Here is a 15820-nt window from a genome sequence, read left to right on the forward strand (position 1 = left end):
TGACGGTCGCCTCGTCGGTGGGCATGTCGAGGAGTTCGTGCAGCTCACGGGCACTGAATGTCCGGCCGGGGCGGCGACTCCGCCACCAGGGCCGAGCCCAGGTAAGCCACTACCGGCGACAAGCCGCACAGCCATGAAGATCACGAAATGCGATGGACTGTCAGTGATCGTCCAACTCGACGAACTGGCTCACCCATGCCCTGAACCGATCGTCAGACTTCTTTCGCTCGGTCCAGAGCGCGTGCAGGTCCTGCAGTGGCTCGAGGCCGAAGTTCTGGTTCAACCAGGTGAGGAACTCATGGTGGCCATCGCTGTGTTCCTCAACGTCTCCAGAGGCAAGAAACCCGAAGTCAGCGACAGGCTCGCTGTCGATGGCCAGAAGCTGGAACAACTCCATCAGGTTTCGCGCGATCACATAGAGATGCCCTTCATCGCCGACGAAGACGACGGGCAGAGTGGCAAGGTCGGTCCGATCGTCGCACCGCCACAGCGCGTAGTCGGAGCCGGAGCCGTTGGCCTGCGCGAAGGGGATGAACCGGCTCAGGAACTCCGGATGCTCCGACCAGGTGTGGAGGCCAGCGTCTGCGCCGTACTCGCACAGCTCGAAACCCTCCGAGTAGTAGACCGGACCGATCCGGTCCTCGAACTCCTTGAGCAGGTTCAGCTCCGGGATTGGCGAGTACGCCTCGCTCATGTGGCCTCCTTGCTGGGCCGGGACGCCTGGCGCAGTTGCGGACGTCTTGCACTGGCCAGGTGATGCTATCCACGCCGGGCACAGTTGGGCACTGCCGCCAACAATCGTGCGCTCTCCACTGCCACTACCAGCGACGACAAGCCACTCGTCGATGAAGGTCACGATCTACAGCTGGAGTACCTAGGCGATCGTGTAGCCGGACGCGAAGCCGCGGCGCTGGAGGCGGTAGCCGAAGGACGTGAGGATTGAGCCGAGGGCGCGTTGCATTGCCGTGGTGGCGGTCTTCTGGCGCCGTGCCGTATCGGCGAACAGGTCGTCGGGGTGGCCCGGGCTGTGGGGATCCGCGCTGTCGAGCCGCTCGTGGGTGAACCAGCCGACGTGCACCTGCTGCTCGAGGATGTAGACGGCGAATCCGCCTGCGCCCCCGTCGGCCCGCTGCGTGAGCCCGGAGCTCTCCAGGTCGAACTGCACCCGCTGCGCGAGCTCTCCCAGTGCGGTCACTGCCTCAGCTCCTCTGGCCAGTCAAGGAAGTCGGAGGCTTCTTACTCCTGACGCTGGTATTCGTCTGAGGCCTCGCGGTTCACCTCACGTTCCGCGTTATTCTTCGGGTTCGGGAATGGGTGATAACGGGTAACTGAGCCGAAGCCGAAGGTTGTCACCAGCAGCGCGTAGTGACCTGCGGCCTTGGCGGAGCGCAGCACGGTGGTTGTCACCAGATCGGCGCGCTACCTGTCACCAGGAGCGCGCCAAGCATGACGGTGTCATAGGCTCCGGCGCTCAGCCGTCTCAGCGGACACTGTCATGTCCGCCTTGCGCGGCGGGGGTCGGGCGATCGTCGACGGCCGTCTCAACACTTTCCAGACCTTCGTCTTCGGCCACCTGCTGCCGGCGTCAGCGGCTGCCCGGGTCGCGGAGCGATCCCTGCGCAAGGCAGCGCTCGGGATCTGAACTTCCGCGCCCGACGTCCGCGACCGCGAATCCGGCAAGGACGTCCTCATCTCCAGGATCGAACACGTCCTCACCCAGGAACTCACCGCGGCCTGACGGACGGTTCGGGTCAGCCGGTGACCGTGAGCCGGATGTTGCCGATCCGCCCCATCCGGTCGAAGGAGACAACGGCAGCGTTCCCGGTCGGCAGATCGGCGATCAGCTGGTCGCCTTCCACGCGCTGAGGCACCCCGTGGTGCTCGAAGTACCCCGTGACGGCCTGTCGCGGCGAACGCCCGATGAGTGAGACTCCGGCCATGAGCAGGCGCGGCAGGGCGACCGGATCGAGCTGGGCGCTCGGCACCTTCGGGTCGTCTGGCAGGAAGTACACCTGGGTGCCGGGCCCGGCGGGCTGCCCGATGTACCCGGGAGTGTTGGCTACCCCCATCCCCGCGAAGGCCAGCATCTCGGCGGCCCGCCGAGGGTCGTCGAACCCGGACAGGTCGAGTTTCTCAGCGGTGAACTCAGGAATCCCGTGCGCCTGCCCGTACCGTGCCACGGCAGCGGACAGCGCCACGACCTCACTCCCGCCGAGCCCCGGATTTGCCCAGCCCCACAGCCAGGAACCCTCCTCCATGTCGTACGTCCCAAGGACACCGACCCGTAGCTGCACCTCCCCCTGCTGGTACGAACACGTCTGCAGGTCCGCGCTCCACGGCGCCTCGGGCAGGAACTCCATGAGCGCCTCGAGCTGAGCGGCGCCCCAGACGGAGTGCCGTTCCGCCTCAAGCAGGAACTGGTCGCTGAATCCCTTTGTCATGATCACGAGCGTAGGGGGTGAGACCCAACGACGGGTAGCCCGGGCTCCGTTCCGCCCCCTCTCGTTACCGTCTTCATTGGCTCCGCAATGGGGCCTCCCGTCTTCGGGTCCGGCATGACTTCCCCCCCTTGTTGTTCATGATCCAGGGAGGGTGTCACCGGGGCCGGAGGGGCATCGGCGGACCGCTGAGTCGAGTCCCACCGAGGGGATCTGGTATCGCTGCTCATGCGGCATCTGGCCGGACTTCGCCGCCGCCGATCTGGCACTCCTCACCCCGCGTGATCAAGCGAAAGCTGAAGAAGATCCAGTACCGGCCCTACCTTGTCGACGGCTTTCTGCCACGCACCGGTCCTGATCAAGGACGACGACGTAGCACCAGCCGCGAACCTCATCCACATGGGATGACCTCAGAGCCTCCACGGCAGTCCCGGGGGCCGACCACTCTGGTCGGCCCCCGGGACCAGGAGGATGATTTCTGGTTATCCGCACCGTTACCGGGTCGTTTCTGCATCCTCCTGACGGATCGTCAGCGGGAAACCGCAAGTACACCCCCCACCGCCTGCGGCACTTGGACCGCTGCCGGGATGTGAGCAGGCCGCGTTGCTCCGGGAGTCGTGTAGCCGGGCGGAGCGTGCACAGGATCGGTTGCCGGCCCGCACCTCGACCGCCCCCTGTCCCGTTACTGAGGCCGGTCTGCTCAGCCTCGGCTCGGTTTCGGCGACGGATAGATCGCGGACGCCGGACTGCGGTTTCTCGCGCCTCTGTTGCGTAAAACGTGGCCTGTATCGTCCTCCCCTGACGATGGCGGGTGACGGGGAGGAGGGGCCGGGTGAGGGCCAGGTCGGTGGGGTGGCGGAGGCGGCGGGATGCCGTTCTGCTGTTCGTGGGCGCGGTGTTGGTGGGGCTGGTCGGGCTGCTCGGCGCGGCGCTCGGGGAGTCCGGGGAACGGATTGCCCGGATGTGGGTCGGCGCCGAGATACGTGCCGACGGGACGGCCCGGATCACCGAGGTGATCGACTACGACTTCAACGATGAGCAGCGGCACGGTATTTACCGTGACGTGCCCAGGGCGGAACGCGGAGACGTCAGCGAGGTATCCGTCACGGCGGACGGCGAGCCGGTGCCTTACAGCTTCGAGGACATGGCGGGCGCCCGGATCGTGATCGGTGACCCCGACGCGACGGTGACTGGAACCCACCGGTACCGCATCGAGTACACCCTGCCGCGCCTCGGGGACGAGGAGTGGCTGACGTGGGACGCCGTTGGCACGCAGTGGGACGTGCCCGTCGGGCACGTCGACGTGCACCTGGCCGTCCCGTTCGCCCTGGAACGGCCGAACTGCGTGGCGGGATCGTCCGGTTCGCACGAGGACTGTGCGACGCAGCGGCAGCCCGTACCGGGGCAACTGGACGTGGCGCAGGACGCGCTGGAGGCGCAAGAGGGTCTGACGCTGTACGCGAAGGTCGGAGATGCCGACGGGGGCGGCGCCGCGGCGCTACCAAAGGCGCCCGGCGGACGGGCGGCTGCCGTCGAGGCCGGGGACGGCGTCGCGGCCGGGTGGCTGTGGGCCACGGGGATCGCCCTCGCCGCGGCGGCCGTGGTCGCGGAGCTGGTGCGGCTGGCGGGGCGAGAGCGGGTCCAGGGGGCGGACGGCCGGACCCGGCGGATGGACGTTCGCCGGCTGGGTGCCTCGGTCACACCGAACGGTGAGCCGCCCGCGGGCATCACTCCCGCACACGCCGGCATCCTGCTCACCGACCGGGTGCGCCAGGAACACCTGGCGGCGTGGCTGCTGACCGCGGCGGCGGACGGGCATCTGACCATCAGCGGCAAGAAGAAGCCCGTGCTGCACCAGGCCGGCGAGCGGCCGGCCGACGCCGCCGACCCGCTGACGGCGGAGGTGCTCCAGGCCGTGTTCGCCCGTAAGCCGCGCGTCCCGCTGGGCCAGTACAACGGGGCGTTCGCCATCGCCTGGAACCTGCTGCGGCACCGGCTCGAGGACTGGCGGCGCACGGGTGGCGACGGGCTGTGGGAGCCGTCCGGGGAGCGGCGCCGCCGGATCGCCCTGTGGGGCGGCGCGGTGGCCGCGGCCGCCGGAACGGTCGTCGTGGGGATCACGGCGACGGACGTGGTGGATCCGAGCGCGGACTGGCGGACGCCGCTGGCAGTCGGCGCGGCACTGGCCGGCGCCGGGCTCGCGGGCCTGGTGCGGGCCTGGGAACTGCGGGCACGCACCGTGCGCGGCTCTCACCTGTGGTGCCAGGCGGAGGCCTACCGGCGCCATCTGGCCGAACCCGGGCGGCACGGCTGGGAGAAGCGTGACGAGGGCGAGATCGCGTGGGCCGTGGCCCTCGGCGAGGCCGAGGCATGGACGGCCGCGGCGGCAGCGGCCCACGGGGCGAACGCGCATGCGTCCCGCACGCGGGCACGGACGGCCATACCCGGGGACGACGCGAGGCTCCGGCCCCACCTCGCCACATACCTTCCGCTGGCGGCCGTGTCCGCCGCCACCCAGCCGTCGTCCGGCGGCTCGGGATTCTCGTCGGGTTCCTCGTCTGGCGGTTACAGCGGCGGAGGCGACAGCGGAGGGGGCGGCGGCGGAGGGGTCGGCGGTGGAGACGGTGGCGGGGGCGGCGGCTCATGGTGACTACGGCGCACCCCTGTCGGCACCGTGTGCCTTGATGACGGGCAGCACGTTTTCGTCGTTCAGGCGCATTCCCTTGCCGTCGGTGCCGTAGCTGCCGAAGTAGGCGAGGCGGGAGTGGTCGTAGACGGCGGTGTGGAGGTGGCTGTAGCCGGCCCGGAGCGGGTCCTGCGGCCCGCCTGGCGGCCGTCGCTCGGTGCGGGTCGGGGTGCGGCGCGGGCTTGTGTGCGGGCGAGAAGGGAGATCGCTCATCCCGGCCTCGTCGTGCGTGCGGGAGCCGTCGGCCCACCGCTGGGCCGTGGTCGGCGAAACCTGGAAGCGTTCGGCGGCCCGGCGAAGAGTCCGGCCCCCCTCGACTACGCAGCAGGCCGGACGGAGGCGTTCAGTCTCGGCCAGGGGCGCATGAGGTGGGGCACGAGGGCCTTTCGGCCGGTGTAGACGTCGCAATCCACACCGAATCCGGAGGCCCTCACCCGTTCAAGATCCCTCAGCGGAGAGCTGCATCACCGTCCACAACAGCAAGTGGCTCCTGGCGCATCCATGCTTCGAGCTGCACTTCACCCCGACCTACTCGTCCTGGATCAACCAGGTCGGACGGTGGTTCGCCGAGCTGGAACGGCGTTGCCTTGGACGCGGTGTGTTCTGCTCGCTGGACGAGCTGAAGACCGTACTCGAGGACTGGATCAAGACCTGGAACGAGCAGGCCAGGCCGTTCAGATGGACCAAGACCGCAGGTCAGATCTTCGACCGCATCTGCCGCTACCGCGACAGGATCTCCGGACCAGGACACTAGGCACGCCTCAGCGTGGGCATGAGGCGGAGCGCGTTGTCGCGGTTGATGCCGCGACGTTGGCGGTCGGTGAAGGCGGGGTCGGTCTCGATGGCCGGTGCCGTGAAGTCGGTGATGATGTCGGCGGAGGCGGCCGGCCAGTCGGTGCCGAAGAGGATCCGGTCGGCACCAGCGGTGGCCACCAGAGTGCCCGAGGGGGCCAGCGGGCCCGCCGTGTCGTAGTAGAAGCGGTGGAGATAGTCCTGCACGCGGGCAGCATCGAGGGGTGGGGTGCAGAAGTCGCCGAAGGCCTCCATGCGGGTGGCGATCTGAGGGAGGAATCCGCCGGCGTGTGGCAGGACGACGGACAGGTGCGGGTAGCGGTCGAGTGTCCTGGTACGGATGAGGTTCACAGCGGCACGGGTGGTGTCCAGCAGGAAATCGCACATGAAGTTCGGAATTCCGGGGACGGTGGGAGCGCCGGGCGGTCCGCCCGGGAGGTCGAGCGGGTGGGTGAAAAGGACCGCGGCGCGTTCGTCGAGCTCTGCGAGGAAGCGGTCGTACGAGGGATCACCGAGGTAGATGCCGCTGTAGTTGGCTTTTACGCTGACTCCCACGGCACCGAGCTTGTCGAAGGCACGTTGGAGAGCCCACGTGGTCACTTCGGGATAGTCCAGGACAGCAGGGCCGAGGATGGCGAAACGGTCCGGGTGTGCGGCCACCAAGTCGGTCAGTGCCTCGAAGACGATGGTGAGACCTTCCCTGGCCTGCGCCGCGGAGCGGTACCGGTCCTGCATGGTCGGGTTGAGGACCGCGGTGGCGATTCCGACCCGGTCCATCAGCGCCAGAGTGGATTCCAGATCCCAACGCGCCCACCACTGCAGCTCCTGCCGCCGCACCAGGCCCTCACGCTCGGCCCAGTCAACCCATGCCGGAGCGGTGAAATGGTGGTGGACGTCAATCCTGGCCCGGCCGGCGTCATCACCGCTCCCCGCTCCCGGCGGTACAGCTTCCCCCCTGGCCAGAGCACTGGACCCGCCCGTGGCAGCGACGCTGGTCGCCACCGCCCCACCGGTGATGAGCAGACTGCGCCGACTCATGGCCTGGGCCGATTCCGACATCCGTGTATCCCCATCCGTAGCGCCATCAGCGTGCCGCACCACGATGGCCCGGCGACGGGCCCACGATCACCACGGCGTGCCCTGTTCGAGGTCATTTACCTCGGACGGACGCGGCCCAGGGAGGAGGGGCCTCGCCCGTTCCCGCCGCCGTCCGGTCAGGAAAAGAATCGGTGACTCCGTGGGAGTGGTGGCCCATCGTGTCTTCGTTCCCCGGGGAGGTCGCGAATGCCGTCGGTCGTCGGGGCTCGAACAGCACGAGTTCGCCGCTCGCCGTCGAGTCGACGAGCTGCTTGAGGAAGCCCACCGCACCCAGGCCGAGCCGGCCTCAGCCGAGCAGGAATGGCAGGAATAGGCGATCGCCCGCAGGCGGGTCGAATCAGTGCTGGGTCCGGACAGCGCACCCTGTAGGCGCTCGCGGACCGGCGTCGGCTCGATCAAGGGCCGCTGATTCGCCGGGAGATGACCATCGCTTTCGGTATGGACGCGGTGCCAGCACGGGTGGAGGCGCTGCGGTCGAAGGCCAAACGCCTGGCAGCCACGGCGCCCTGTGCCACTACGACCCTCAATCCGGCCGCCGCAGCCGTAACTACGCCACCCTGCCCCGGTCTGCTGTGCTCTGCGTTCGCCACGCACGCCACGCCGAACCTCCGATCGAACTCAGGGGGAGGCCGACACTCCGTACCCGCGCGTGACGTATTACGGGGGCGGTGCGATGAGGGTCGGCGGTGCCCCGGCCTGGCTGCTGACGGTGGCCGGATTCCTCGCTCTCGTGGCTTGGGCAGTCCTGTTCAGGGTCCGGCGGGCGCGCTCGACTGCCAGGCGGTGAACAGCAGTACTTCACCGCTGCCGCCCAGCACCACCATGCCGAACGTCCTGGCGCAGCCGGCGGCTCCGGACAGCGCCTGGCCAAGAGGTCGCGCGGGTGGGCGGCAGGCGAGGCCGGTCGGCGAGACGCGACAGGCGCAGGTTCGCTGATCATGGGATGGTTGACGCTTTGTGTTGGTTCGATCCGGCTTCCCGGCTGGGCTGCCACCGACACCGCTCGGCGACGAGCTGCTGCTGGTCCCTGTTGGCGCGAGCGGACCCGAGGGTCTGGAGGCGTGTCGCATACTGGCTGGGTGGACAGCACCTCCCTCCGGGACTCCTACGACGCGGTCGCAGACGTGTACGCGCAGGGCTTCACTGCGGATCTGGTCTCCAAGCCTTTGGACCGAGCCATGCTGGCGGCATTCGCCGAGCAGGTTCCGAAAGAGCGCCTTGTCGCCGACGTGGGGTGTGGACCTGCCCAGGTGGCGTGTTTCCTGGCCGATCTCGGGGTTCCGGTCGTCGGGTTGGATGTGTCACCGGGCATGGTGGAGGTGGCTCAGGCACGTAGGCCTGGCCTGGATGTGCGGGTCGGATCGATGCTCGACATGCCGTTGGGCGACGGAGAGCTGGCCGGTGTGGTGGCGTTCTACTCGCTGATCCATCTCCAGGCCGAGGAGCGATCGCTGGCCTATAAGGAGTTCGCCCGGGTGCTGCAGCCGGGAGGCTTTCTCCTCGCCGCATTCCACGCGGGCCAGGAGGTTCGGCACCTGGATTCCTGGTTCGACCGTCCAGTCTCCCTCGACTTCTTCGCTCTGCGCCCCGAAGAAGTGGCCACGGGCCTTGCTGCTGCCGGATTCGCGATGCAGGCAACACTGATGCGAGGGCCGTACCCGGGTGAAGCGGACACAGAGCGCGCGTATCTACTGGCCCGCAGGGTGGAATGAGCTGGGATTGCGCGGGCTGGTGGCCGCTCATGGTCTGCGCCGAGGGCGTGCGTCCCAGCGGTGAGTGGTCCAGGCTCGGCGGATCAGGCTGCGGACGGTGATGACTGTGTCGGCGAGGTCGAAGAAGGCGTTGATGACCGCGGTGCGGCGTTCGTAGCAGCGGGCCAGGGGGTGGAAGGCGTCTCCTCAGGCATGAGTGCGCTCACGTGCCACCGCTGACTCGCCTGGATCGGCGCCTTCTCACCCTTGTGGGCAACCTGCCCGTGCAGCCTCCGGTTGTTCGGTTCGGTGCGAGTGCCGGCGGAGTCGTAGCCGGTGTCCAGATGCACGGTGATGTCGTCCGGCAACGGACCAAGTTCGCTCAGGTGGTCGAGAGTGCCGCTGGACGCACAGCGCGGCATGGCCGCTGCCCACGCTCGAGACTCGCTCTGCCACCTGGACAGGTGGCTGTCACGCGCCGTCAGATCTCTTGTTTCCTGCCCCTTGCCCGGCAGCGGATGCCGCCCCTGCGACTGTCCACATCGCCATGCCCCACAGGGAGAGCGCAGAAATAAGGCCCACCACGAGGCGAACGGTCTCGTCCGTGCCGTTCGTGAGCCAGACGGCCATGCCCGCCGCCCCGGAAGCGGTCAACAGGGCCGCCGGTATTCGCAGTCGGGGCTGCTCGAACACTGCCGCCAATGGCAGGAAGTGGAGCCCGACGACAATCGCGATCAGCGGGGGAACGAGCACCGGCACCCCGACGTGACGGCAGACTGCGGCGATGGCGATGATCAGCAGCCACTGGAGCCCGTTGATCTGGTTGAACCGTCGGCGTCGGTCAACGGGGAATGGTCCCCCTGCCGACGAGGGAAGGAAACGGCGTGCGGCGAGCATCAGCCCCACCATGACGGCACAGCCGACTCCGACCAGAACCAGCTGCGTCAACCCGTCGAATGCGCTCGAGCCCAGCAGCCACCAGCCGAGCCCGAACAACGCGAGGAACCCCACCCCTGACTTGAACATGATCGAGACCCTAGGCGGAAGAGCAGCTCGCCGGTCCAAGGATTCTCAACTTGGCACGGTCCGTGATGAACGACGTCCTCATCCGCGACGAGGACATCCTCAAGCGTTTCCACTCGCATGACAGAGGGATCCCCTGGCGGAACAGTCCTGCAGTCCGGGCGCTGCCGGTCCGGGCCCCTGCGGTCAGTGCGGGACACCCAGGGTTTGAGCGATCAGTTGGACTGCTCGGCGCCACTCGTCTGCATCCGTGCCCTCGACCCAGCCCGCAGCCAGCTCTGAGCCGTCTTGTAGGACCCTGTGCAGCGCCTGCTGGGCCATCGGACGCAGAGAGGGCGGCAGATCAGGGATTGGCTCGGACGGCCCGTCCCCAGGATCGAACACGACGGGGCTGTCCGGAACCCGGCTTGCGATGAGAGCAGCGGCGGCCACTGCTTCGGCACCGTCCCCGCCATCCACTCGCATGCCGGGGGCCAGCACCCGCTGGAACGCACTCGCCATCAAGTCGATGATCTGCTGCGGCGTCCTCCCGCCAAGGCCGTCGACAAAGTCTGCGGCGACGTCACTGTCGAATGGACCGGTACCCCACGTTCCCATGTCTCTCCTGCCATCTGCGGGCTCCGTGACGGCAGCATCTCAGCACGCTCTGACCAGTCGGCCACCAGGGCTGCGTCGTTTTCGCGTGGTGGCCGGCTTGATCGCGTGATGCCGTGGTGGATCGCCGACATCGTGTACTCGATCCCCCACTGCCTGGCGGCACGGCTTGTGCTGGAGGGAACCGCGGCCCTGGGCGGGCTCGTGTCCTGGTACGGGTGGAAGAAGAACCGGGCAAGGTTCGCGGGGGAATCATGCAGATCATCGAGGTGACCGGGTATGCCGTCCGATCTGCTGTGATCACCATGAGGCGGACAGGGAAGCCACTTGAATTCGTCATCTTCCCGATGCTGCATGTGGCTTCGCCGACGTTCTACTCCCAGGTCCGCCTCAGGCTCAGGGAATGCGACCTCATCGTCATGGAGGGAGTCCGAGGGAAATCGGTCGGAGTGAGTGCTCTCACGCTTGCTTACCGGTTCGCCCCACGGCGTCGGCGCAACGGCCTGCAGGAGCAGCGCGATGAGCTGCTGCTTCCCGAGTCCGTGCCGGTTGTCAACCCGGATGTGACTGCGGCGGAGGCCATCGCGGACCTGAAGAAACTGCCGCGATGGACGTACCTGCTTCTCATGGTCGCGGCTCCCGTGATGGGTCTGGTATTCGCGCTGCGCGGTCCGCGCGCTTTCCTCGATGAGGACCTGGAAGTCGACGATCTGCCGTTGACGCTGCGGGCGGAGATGATGGCCGACGATCCTGTGGTGCATGCGCTGACCGGTCGGCGCGACAAACAGTTGCTCGACGCGCTCGGCGAGATCCACGCGGAGCGCGCCGACGAGCCGATCCGGGTGGCCATCGTCTACGGAGCCGGCCACGTCCCGGCGATCGTGTCGGGTCTGATGGATCGTTACGGGTACCGGGCACGTGAAGCGGAATGGCTCACCGTCCTTGTCCCGGCGTAGATCGCCGGGTGAAACCGGTTCTGCGCGGCCCGGCAGATGGCGGCGTTACGGCGGGTTTGATCACGTGATGCCGAGGGCGGTCAGCGGCCGGATGGTCTCCGAGGGAGTGTCTGCGCAGTCTGGCGGCGATGTTCTCGCAGCCGGTCAGACGGAGGGCGCCGATGGTCAGGTTGCGCAGGGATGCCATGGCGCATGGGGTGGTGTTTGCGGTGCGTACGCGGGAGGCGTCCTAGGCGTACGTGGTGTCCCTGACCTGGTGGATCTTGTTCTCGATGCCCCAGTGGTCGCGGACGCGGCGGGCGATCTTGGCTGCGTCGGCCTGCTCCGACGTCAAGCCGGTCACCGCGTAGACGCGTTCCAGGGTGGCCTCGCCGGTGGTGACGACCCGTCGGCGGCGTACGATCTGGGGGCTGCGAGTGGCCGTCAGGGCGGATCGCACTGTTCTGACCCGCAGGCTCTTCCCCGGTGGCCGTCGAGGGCAGCCCCTCGGTGATCAAGGGATCGGCCAGCGCCTCCACAAGATCGGGGTCCAGCCCCGGCAGGACCGCTCCACCGCTCTGTTCACCCTCGCCGCCGAACTCCCCGCGGCCCTCCTCGCCCGGATGCTCGGTGTCCACATCCGGGTCGCCGTCCAGTGGCAGAAGGCATCAGCAGGAGACTTGGCCGCCTACGCAGCCGATGTCAGCCGGAGGTTCAGCGGCAACGACCCTGCAGCCTGCCTCGACGATCGACACCCAGACCCACGACACTGATGAGGGCGAATGCGGACCTATCGATTCAAGGTGCAGAAGAGCGGCTTCGGGCTGTTTCTCGGGATCGCGGCCGAGGCCATCCGCCTGACGACCCCGCCGACCACGGGTGCCCCCGTCAGCGACCGGGTCTGGCTGGACGCTTCCGAAGTCCACAACGCCTACTACGGGAACCGGCTGGCGCTCAACGAACGCGAACTTGCCTGGTTGCGGCTCGGCCTGGGCAAAGTAACCGGCGGCATCGAACTCGTCGACACCAGCCCGTACATCCTGATCTCAGTCCGGACGCTGCAGATCGTCGAGGTCGACTACGCGGAGGCGGCCCTTGCTCCGGCGATCGCCGGATGGGTGGCAGCGGAATTCTCCCTGGCGCCCGTCCGCTGCAACGTCAGCCGCGACACCTCCACGGGCCAGTTCACGTTCGACTGGGGCGAGCGACCTACATGACTCCAACGGAGCCAGTGATCGCGTTCAAGCCCCATGCGTTCGGACCAGCGGCATGGACCGGGTGGCAGCCGCCGCCCTGCCCTCGGTCGGCGTCACCGCACTGCGCGCCCTGCGGGACACCCTGCGCCTGCGCTCGGGGCAACGACTGCTCGTGGTCGGCGCGAGCGGCGGTGTCGGCAGCACGGCGATCCAACTGGCCCACGCCTGGGGAGCCCACGTCACCACCATCGCCGGCGCCGCCAACGCCCCGTTCTGCCGCGAACTCGGCGCCGACGTAACCCTGGACTACGCCACCACCCCACCGAACGCCCTCAAAGAGGAGCTCGACGCCACCCTCGACTGCCACGGCTCCTCGCTCCGCGACCACCGCCGCGCCCTCCGCCCCGGCGGTCGCATCGCCTCGCCCTCCGCCGGCGCCATACCGTTCGCCCTGCTGTCCATCGTCCTGCCCGGCCCGCGCGTACGCCTGCTCGCGGCCCGCCCTCGCCGCGCGGACCTGAAAACCCTCGCTGAACACGTCGACGGGCAAGACCTGCGCCCGGTCATCGAGCGCGTCTATCCCCTGGACGAAATCCAGGACGCCCACCGAGCCACCGAAACCGGCCACGCCCGCGGCAAGCGCGTCATCCGCCTCCTTCAGCGCCGAGGGTAACGCCCGAGCACGTCCACAACTCAGGATGTCTCCACGCCTCGCAAGGAGCTCGGGCAGAGTGTTCGCGATGCGCGGGCAGAACACCAGCGCTTGCCGCCCAGCGCGAGAACCGCACCCGTGCCCAAAGCGAGCAAGGCATCCGCTGGAGCGGACGCCCCCTCGAAACCGCAACCCGACCCAACCCGGCGAACCTACGCGATCACAGCACCGGCGGAGAGTTCAGCCTCAGCTGTTCGCCTGTACGGGCTCGGAGTCTGCCTGCGATGTCTGCGACGTTGTGGTCGGTTCCTTGGCGTCGGGAGCGGTGTAGTACACGGACGAGCCTTGCCTGGTGCGCTGGGCGTTGCTCTTGGCTACGAGCGCTTCGAGCGTGGTGCGTACGACGTTGGTCTGGATACGGCGGTCGGGGTGAGCCTGGGTGAGCGCGGTGGCGACCTCGGCGGCGGAGCGCGGTTCGCTCTGTTCGGTGAGGTGGCGGCGGATGAGCTCGATGAGGGTGGGCTGGGCGCTCTTGGGGGCCTCGGCTTTGGCGGTGGGCTTCTTCGCCTTCGCCTGCTTACCGCCTTGTGGGGGAGTGGTCTTCTTCGCTCGGGTTCGCTTGCCGGTTTCCGGGGTGGTGGCGGTCTGCTGGCGGGGAACGGAAGGTGCTGCGGCGTCTTCGGCCGTGGAAGCGGGCTCAGGTGTTCCGGCGCCGAGTGCCTGCTGCATGTTCACCAGCACGATGTGGTCCTGCTGCAGACTCCGGAGTTGGTCTTGCAGGGCGTCGATCTCCCCGTGGAGACGTTCCTGCTCCTTGGCGTTGCGCTCGAGGTCGGCGGCGACCTGGGCGGCGTACTGCGCCTTGAGATCAGTTGTCTCTGATGGCGTTCCCGTCATGGCAGTTCCCCTTCGGGTAAACGAATGTGTTGTGTGCGGATGTTACTCACCACCGTTGCTTCACAGCTCCTTTATCTGCCCCAGACCCGGCCCGTGATGCCTTGTCGCCACCGAAGCAGCAACAGCGCCATGCGGCCTTGAGGAGGGGATGCGTCCCCAAGGTGGTCTGCACGACCGGGGCGCTGGTATGTCGTGCTGACCGCCGAACGGGCCGCACCAGAGCCGCTGCCGGCGACCGGCTCCGTGGCCGGTATCGACCTGGGCATCGCGAACTTCCGCCGACTCCAATGGCGCGTTCGTGCCCAGCCCGCGCCACGGGCGTAAGGCCGCCGCGAAACTGGAAGCAGCACAGCAGGCACTGTCCCGGTTCCCGCGACAGGCGCGGCAGCCCTGTCCCGGTTCCCGCGCCGCAAGGCCAAGGACCGCACCGCCAACCATCAGCGCGCGGTGAAGAAAGTCGCCTGCACGGCAAGGTACGGCGTCAGCGCCTCGACCACGGACACAGGACCGCCCTCGGCCTGGGCCGTGCACACGACTTCATCGCGCACGAACACCTCAAGATCCGCAACATGAGCAAGGCCCCCGCACCGAAGCCCGACCCCGGCCGGGCAGGCTTGTTCCTGCCCAACGGGGCCGCAGGCAAATCCGGGCTCAACACGTCGATCAACGATGCCGGCTGGGGGTGTTCCTGAAATCCGGGGACGACGGTGGCCGCCGTTGCCCGAATGCTGTCCAATCCTGTCCAGTGCGGGGTGATCAGTACGTGAGTGCGTCCTCGGCGGTGCCGAAGAAGCTGGTGACCTGGCCGTCGTTGACCGTGACGGGGCCATCGTCGATCGGAACCGTCGTCGGGCTCTCGGAGGCGGTGAGCGCGACCTCCACCTTGTCGGCGCTCTTGCCGCCCGCGGTGTCGGCGCGCGAGAACATGATCCCGGCGTAGGCCCTTTCGCCGGCCCCGAGAAGCCAGTCCTCGCCGTCAGGCCCCATGTGTTCGGCGGCGCCGTCGAGCCCCGGAATCGTGATCACCAGCTCGTCTGCCGGCAGCAGACAGGGGTCTGCGGACTGGTTGGTCGCGGTCAGCAAGGCGTGGTTGACGGGCTTGGACGCGACGGTGACGTTGTAGCTCAAGTCGGTCGTCTCACACATGCCCACGCCTCCGTCCTGACCGTCGTCCGAGCCGGGCTCTGATGACGGCGGGGTGCTGCCAGGTCTGGCGGTGGAGTCGCCGCTGTCACTGCCACCGTCGCTCGGGTCGGCTGTCGAGGGAGTGTCGGTGCCCTCGTGCGTGTCCGCAGCCGAAGGGCTCGCTGTCGCGCTCGGGGCGGCCGTGTCCTCCTCGGCGGAGCCCTTGCATGCGGTCAGTGCCATGACGCCGAGCGTGAGTGCGGCGAGTACGGCGGTGGTACGGCGTGAACGAGTCGTGTGAGCCATGAGAAGTCCCCCCGAGTCGGAATGTTCCGGTGATAGTGCCTCATGGGAGTGCTGTTTCCACCCCCGTACATCGAGAGGGAACCGTCTTCGAACAGCACTGTGACACTGTGACCGTGGCCATGACGCCGCGATACCCAGGCGCTTGAGCTTGCGCGAGCGGTGACGAGCCTCCGAAAGCCGGTCCGCGGCACATGTGGCGGGCCCGCCGACCCCACGGCATCGCTCGGCCTTGGGCCCCGTGACACGTCGGCGCTGCCCTGCCAGTGCGGACCGACCGGCTGACCAGGAAAGGCTGTCCCTCTTCCGCTCGGGCATCGAACGTCAACGGCGGGGCACTTCACGCTCCAGCAGCTCTTCGGCCAGTGCCGGCAGTTTCGTTCAAGGTCT

Annotated in this window: 17 protein-coding genes and 3 pseudogenes; 8 read left to right on the forward strand and 12 right to left on the reverse strand. The window is 68.1% G+C overall.

The window, feature by feature from the left end:
- Positions 1-160: 160 nt before the first annotated feature.
- The 3 genes from JIX55_RS47925 to JIX55_RS47935 form a co-directional block, all read right to left on the reverse strand.
- Positions 161-694 carry a hypothetical protein gene (locus JIX55_RS47925; RefSeq protein ID WP_257561608.1) on the reverse strand — a complete coding sequence of 178 codons (534 nt, stop codon included), beginning with the start codon at positions 692-694 and terminating at the stop codon, positions 161-163.
- A 180-nt stretch (positions 695-874) separates the two neighbouring features.
- Positions 875-1195: a hypothetical protein gene (locus JIX55_RS47930; RefSeq protein WP_257561607.1), complete on the reverse strand. Its 321-nt coding sequence runs from the start codon at positions 1193-1195 to the stop codon at positions 875-877.
- 41 nt (positions 1196-1236) lie between these two features.
- Entirely contained in the window at positions 1237-1407 is a 171-nt protein-coding gene (locus JIX55_RS47935) for a hypothetical protein (protein WP_257561606.1), read from the reverse strand.
- Between the two features lie 88 nt (positions 1408-1495).
- On the opposite strand from JIX55_RS47935, the gene JIX55_RS47940 reads away from it, so the two are divergent.
- On the forward strand, positions 1496-1642 hold the full coding sequence (locus tag JIX55_RS47940) for a hypothetical protein (RefSeq protein WP_257561605.1): 147 nt from the start codon (positions 1496-1498) through the stop codon (positions 1640-1642).
- Between the two features lie 109 nt (positions 1643-1751).
- Here the strand turns inward: JIX55_RS47940 and JIX55_RS47945 are convergent, their stop codons facing one another.
- Complete coding sequence (locus JIX55_RS47945; protein WP_257561604.1) at positions 1752-2441, reverse strand: DUF6882 domain-containing protein; 690 nt, start codon at positions 2439-2441, stop codon at positions 1752-1754.
- A 187-nt stretch (positions 2442-2628) separates the two neighbouring features.
- On the opposite strand from JIX55_RS47945, the pseudogene JIX55_RS51730 reads away from it, so the two are divergent.
- Both JIX55_RS51730 and JIX55_RS47950 read left to right on the forward strand, forming a co-directional pair.
- Positions 2629-2846, forward strand: a pseudogene (locus JIX55_RS51730) (hypothetical protein); the annotation flags it as partial.
- A gap of 424 nt (positions 2847-3270) precedes the next feature.
- Entirely contained in the window at positions 3271-5088 is a 1818-nt protein-coding gene (locus JIX55_RS47950) for a DUF2207 domain-containing protein (RefSeq protein WP_257561603.1), read from the forward strand.
- 183 nt (positions 5089-5271) lie between these two features.
- Here the strand turns inward: JIX55_RS47950 and JIX55_RS47955 are convergent.
- Positions 5272-5532: pseudogene (locus JIX55_RS47955) on the reverse strand (hypothetical protein); the annotation flags it as partial.
- 190 nt (positions 5533-5722) lie between these two features.
- On the opposite strand from JIX55_RS47955, the gene JIX55_RS51225 reads away from it, so the two are divergent.
- Positions 5723-5878 (forward strand): hypothetical protein, encoded by a 156-nt coding sequence (locus JIX55_RS51225; protein WP_331606256.1) that lies wholly within the window; start codon positions 5723-5725, stop codon positions 5876-5878.
- Here the strand turns inward: JIX55_RS51225 and JIX55_RS47965 are convergent.
- Entirely contained in the window at positions 5875-6918 is a 1044-nt protein-coding gene (locus tag JIX55_RS47965) for an amidohydrolase family protein (RefSeq protein WP_443046691.1), read from the reverse strand. The genes JIX55_RS51225 and JIX55_RS47965 overlap by 4 nt on opposite strands.
- A gap of 1175 nt (positions 6919-8093) precedes the next feature.
- Here JIX55_RS47965 and JIX55_RS47970 point away from each other — a divergent pair.
- Complete coding sequence (locus JIX55_RS47970; protein ID WP_257561601.1) at positions 8094-8726, forward strand: class I SAM-dependent methyltransferase; 633 nt, start codon at positions 8094-8096, stop codon at positions 8724-8726.
- Between the two features lie 27 nt (positions 8727-8753).
- Here JIX55_RS47970 and JIX55_RS47975 read toward each other — a convergent pair.
- The 3 genes and pseudogenes from JIX55_RS47975 to JIX55_RS47985 form a co-directional block, all read right to left on the reverse strand.
- Positions 8754-9103: pseudogene (locus JIX55_RS47975) on the reverse strand (IS5/IS1182 family transposase); the annotation flags it as partial.
- 73 nt (positions 9104-9176) lie between these two features.
- Entirely contained in the window at positions 9177-9731 is a 555-nt protein-coding gene (locus tag JIX55_RS47980; RefSeq protein ID WP_257561599.1) for a hypothetical protein, read from the reverse strand.
- A gap of 183 nt (positions 9732-9914) precedes the next feature.
- Positions 9915-10325, reverse strand: a complete 411-nt coding sequence (locus JIX55_RS47985) for a DUF4259 domain-containing protein (protein WP_257561598.1) — start codon at positions 10323-10325, stop codon at positions 9915-9917.
- Between the two features lie 215 nt (positions 10326-10540).
- Between JIX55_RS47985 and JIX55_RS47990 the strand changes: the two genes are divergently transcribed.
- Positions 10541-11278, forward strand: a complete 738-nt coding sequence (locus JIX55_RS47990; RefSeq protein ID WP_257561597.1) for a hypothetical protein — start codon at positions 10541-10543, stop codon at positions 11276-11278.
- A gap of 229 nt (positions 11279-11507) precedes the next feature.
- Here JIX55_RS47990 and JIX55_RS47995 read toward each other — a convergent pair whose 3' ends face one another.
- Positions 11508-11717 (reverse strand): hypothetical protein, encoded by a 210-nt coding sequence (locus JIX55_RS47995; protein WP_257561596.1) that lies wholly within the window; start codon positions 11715-11717, stop codon positions 11508-11510.
- A 322-nt stretch (positions 11718-12039) separates the two neighbouring features.
- On the opposite strand from JIX55_RS47995, the gene JIX55_RS48000 reads away from it, so the two are divergent.
- Together JIX55_RS48000 and JIX55_RS48005 are read left to right on the forward strand one after the other, a co-directional pair.
- Positions 12040-12474 carry a hypothetical protein gene (locus JIX55_RS48000; RefSeq protein ID WP_257561595.1) on the forward strand — a complete coding sequence of 145 codons (435 nt, stop codon included), beginning with the start codon at positions 12040-12042 and terminating at the stop codon, positions 12472-12474.
- A 52-nt stretch (positions 12475-12526) separates the two neighbouring features.
- Positions 12527-13126, forward strand: coding sequence for an NAD(P)-dependent alcohol dehydrogenase (locus JIX55_RS48005; RefSeq protein ID WP_257561594.1), 600 nt, complete (start codon positions 12527-12529; stop codon positions 13124-13126).
- 225 nt (positions 13127-13351) lie between these two features.
- On the opposite strand, the gene JIX55_RS48010 is transcribed toward JIX55_RS48005, so the two are convergent.
- A complete protein-coding gene (locus JIX55_RS48010; RefSeq protein ID WP_257561593.1) occupies positions 13352-14002 on the reverse strand; it encodes a hypothetical protein in 651 nt (216 codons plus the stop codon).
- 756 nt (positions 14003-14758) lie between these two features.
- On the reverse strand, positions 14759-15433 hold the full coding sequence (locus tag JIX55_RS48015; protein WP_257561592.1) for a DUF4232 domain-containing protein: 675 nt from the start codon (positions 15431-15433) through the stop codon (positions 14759-14761).
- Positions 15434-15820: the final 387 nt, after the last annotated feature.

Origin of the sequence: Streptomyces sp. DSM 40750, assembly GCF_024612035.1 — a bacterium.
GTDB lineage: Bacteria > Actinomycetota > Actinomycetes > Streptomycetales > Streptomycetaceae > Streptomyces.

Excerpts from the sequence above, each read along its gene's own strand:
- JIX55_RS47925 (WP_257561608.1), bottom strand. The coding sequence starts at position 694 with ATGAGCGAGGCGTACTCGCCAATCCCGGAGCTGAACCTGCTCAAGGAG.
- JIX55_RS47940 (WP_257561605.1), top strand. The coding sequence starts at position 1,496 with ATGTCCGCCTTGCGCGGCGGGGGTCGGGCGATCGTCGACGGCCGTCTC.
- JIX55_RS47945 (WP_257561604.1), bottom strand. The coding sequence starts at position 2,441 with ATGACAAAGGGATTCAGCGACCAGTTCCTGCTTGAGGCGGAACGGCAC.
- JIX55_RS47980 (WP_257561599.1), bottom strand. The coding sequence starts at position 9,731 with ATGTTCAAGTCAGGGGTGGGGTTCCTCGCGTTGTTCGGGCTCGGCTGG.
- JIX55_RS47985 (WP_257561598.1), bottom strand. The coding sequence starts at position 10,325 with ATGGGAACGTGGGGTACCGGTCCATTCGACAGTGACGTCGCCGCAGAC.
- JIX55_RS48000 (WP_257561595.1), top strand. The coding sequence starts at position 12,040 with ATGCGGACCTATCGATTCAAGGTGCAGAAGAGCGGCTTCGGGCTGTTT.
- JIX55_RS48005 (WP_257561594.1), top strand. The coding sequence starts at position 12,527 with ATGGACCGGGTGGCAGCCGCCGCCCTGCCCTCGGTCGGCGTCACCGCA.
- JIX55_RS48010 (WP_257561593.1), bottom strand. The coding sequence starts at position 14,002 with ATGACGGGAACGCCATCAGAGACAACTGATCTCAAGGCGCAGTACGCC.
- JIX55_RS48015 (WP_257561592.1), bottom strand. The coding sequence starts at position 15,433 with ATGGCTCACACGACTCGTTCACGCCGTACCACCGCCGTACTCGCCGCA.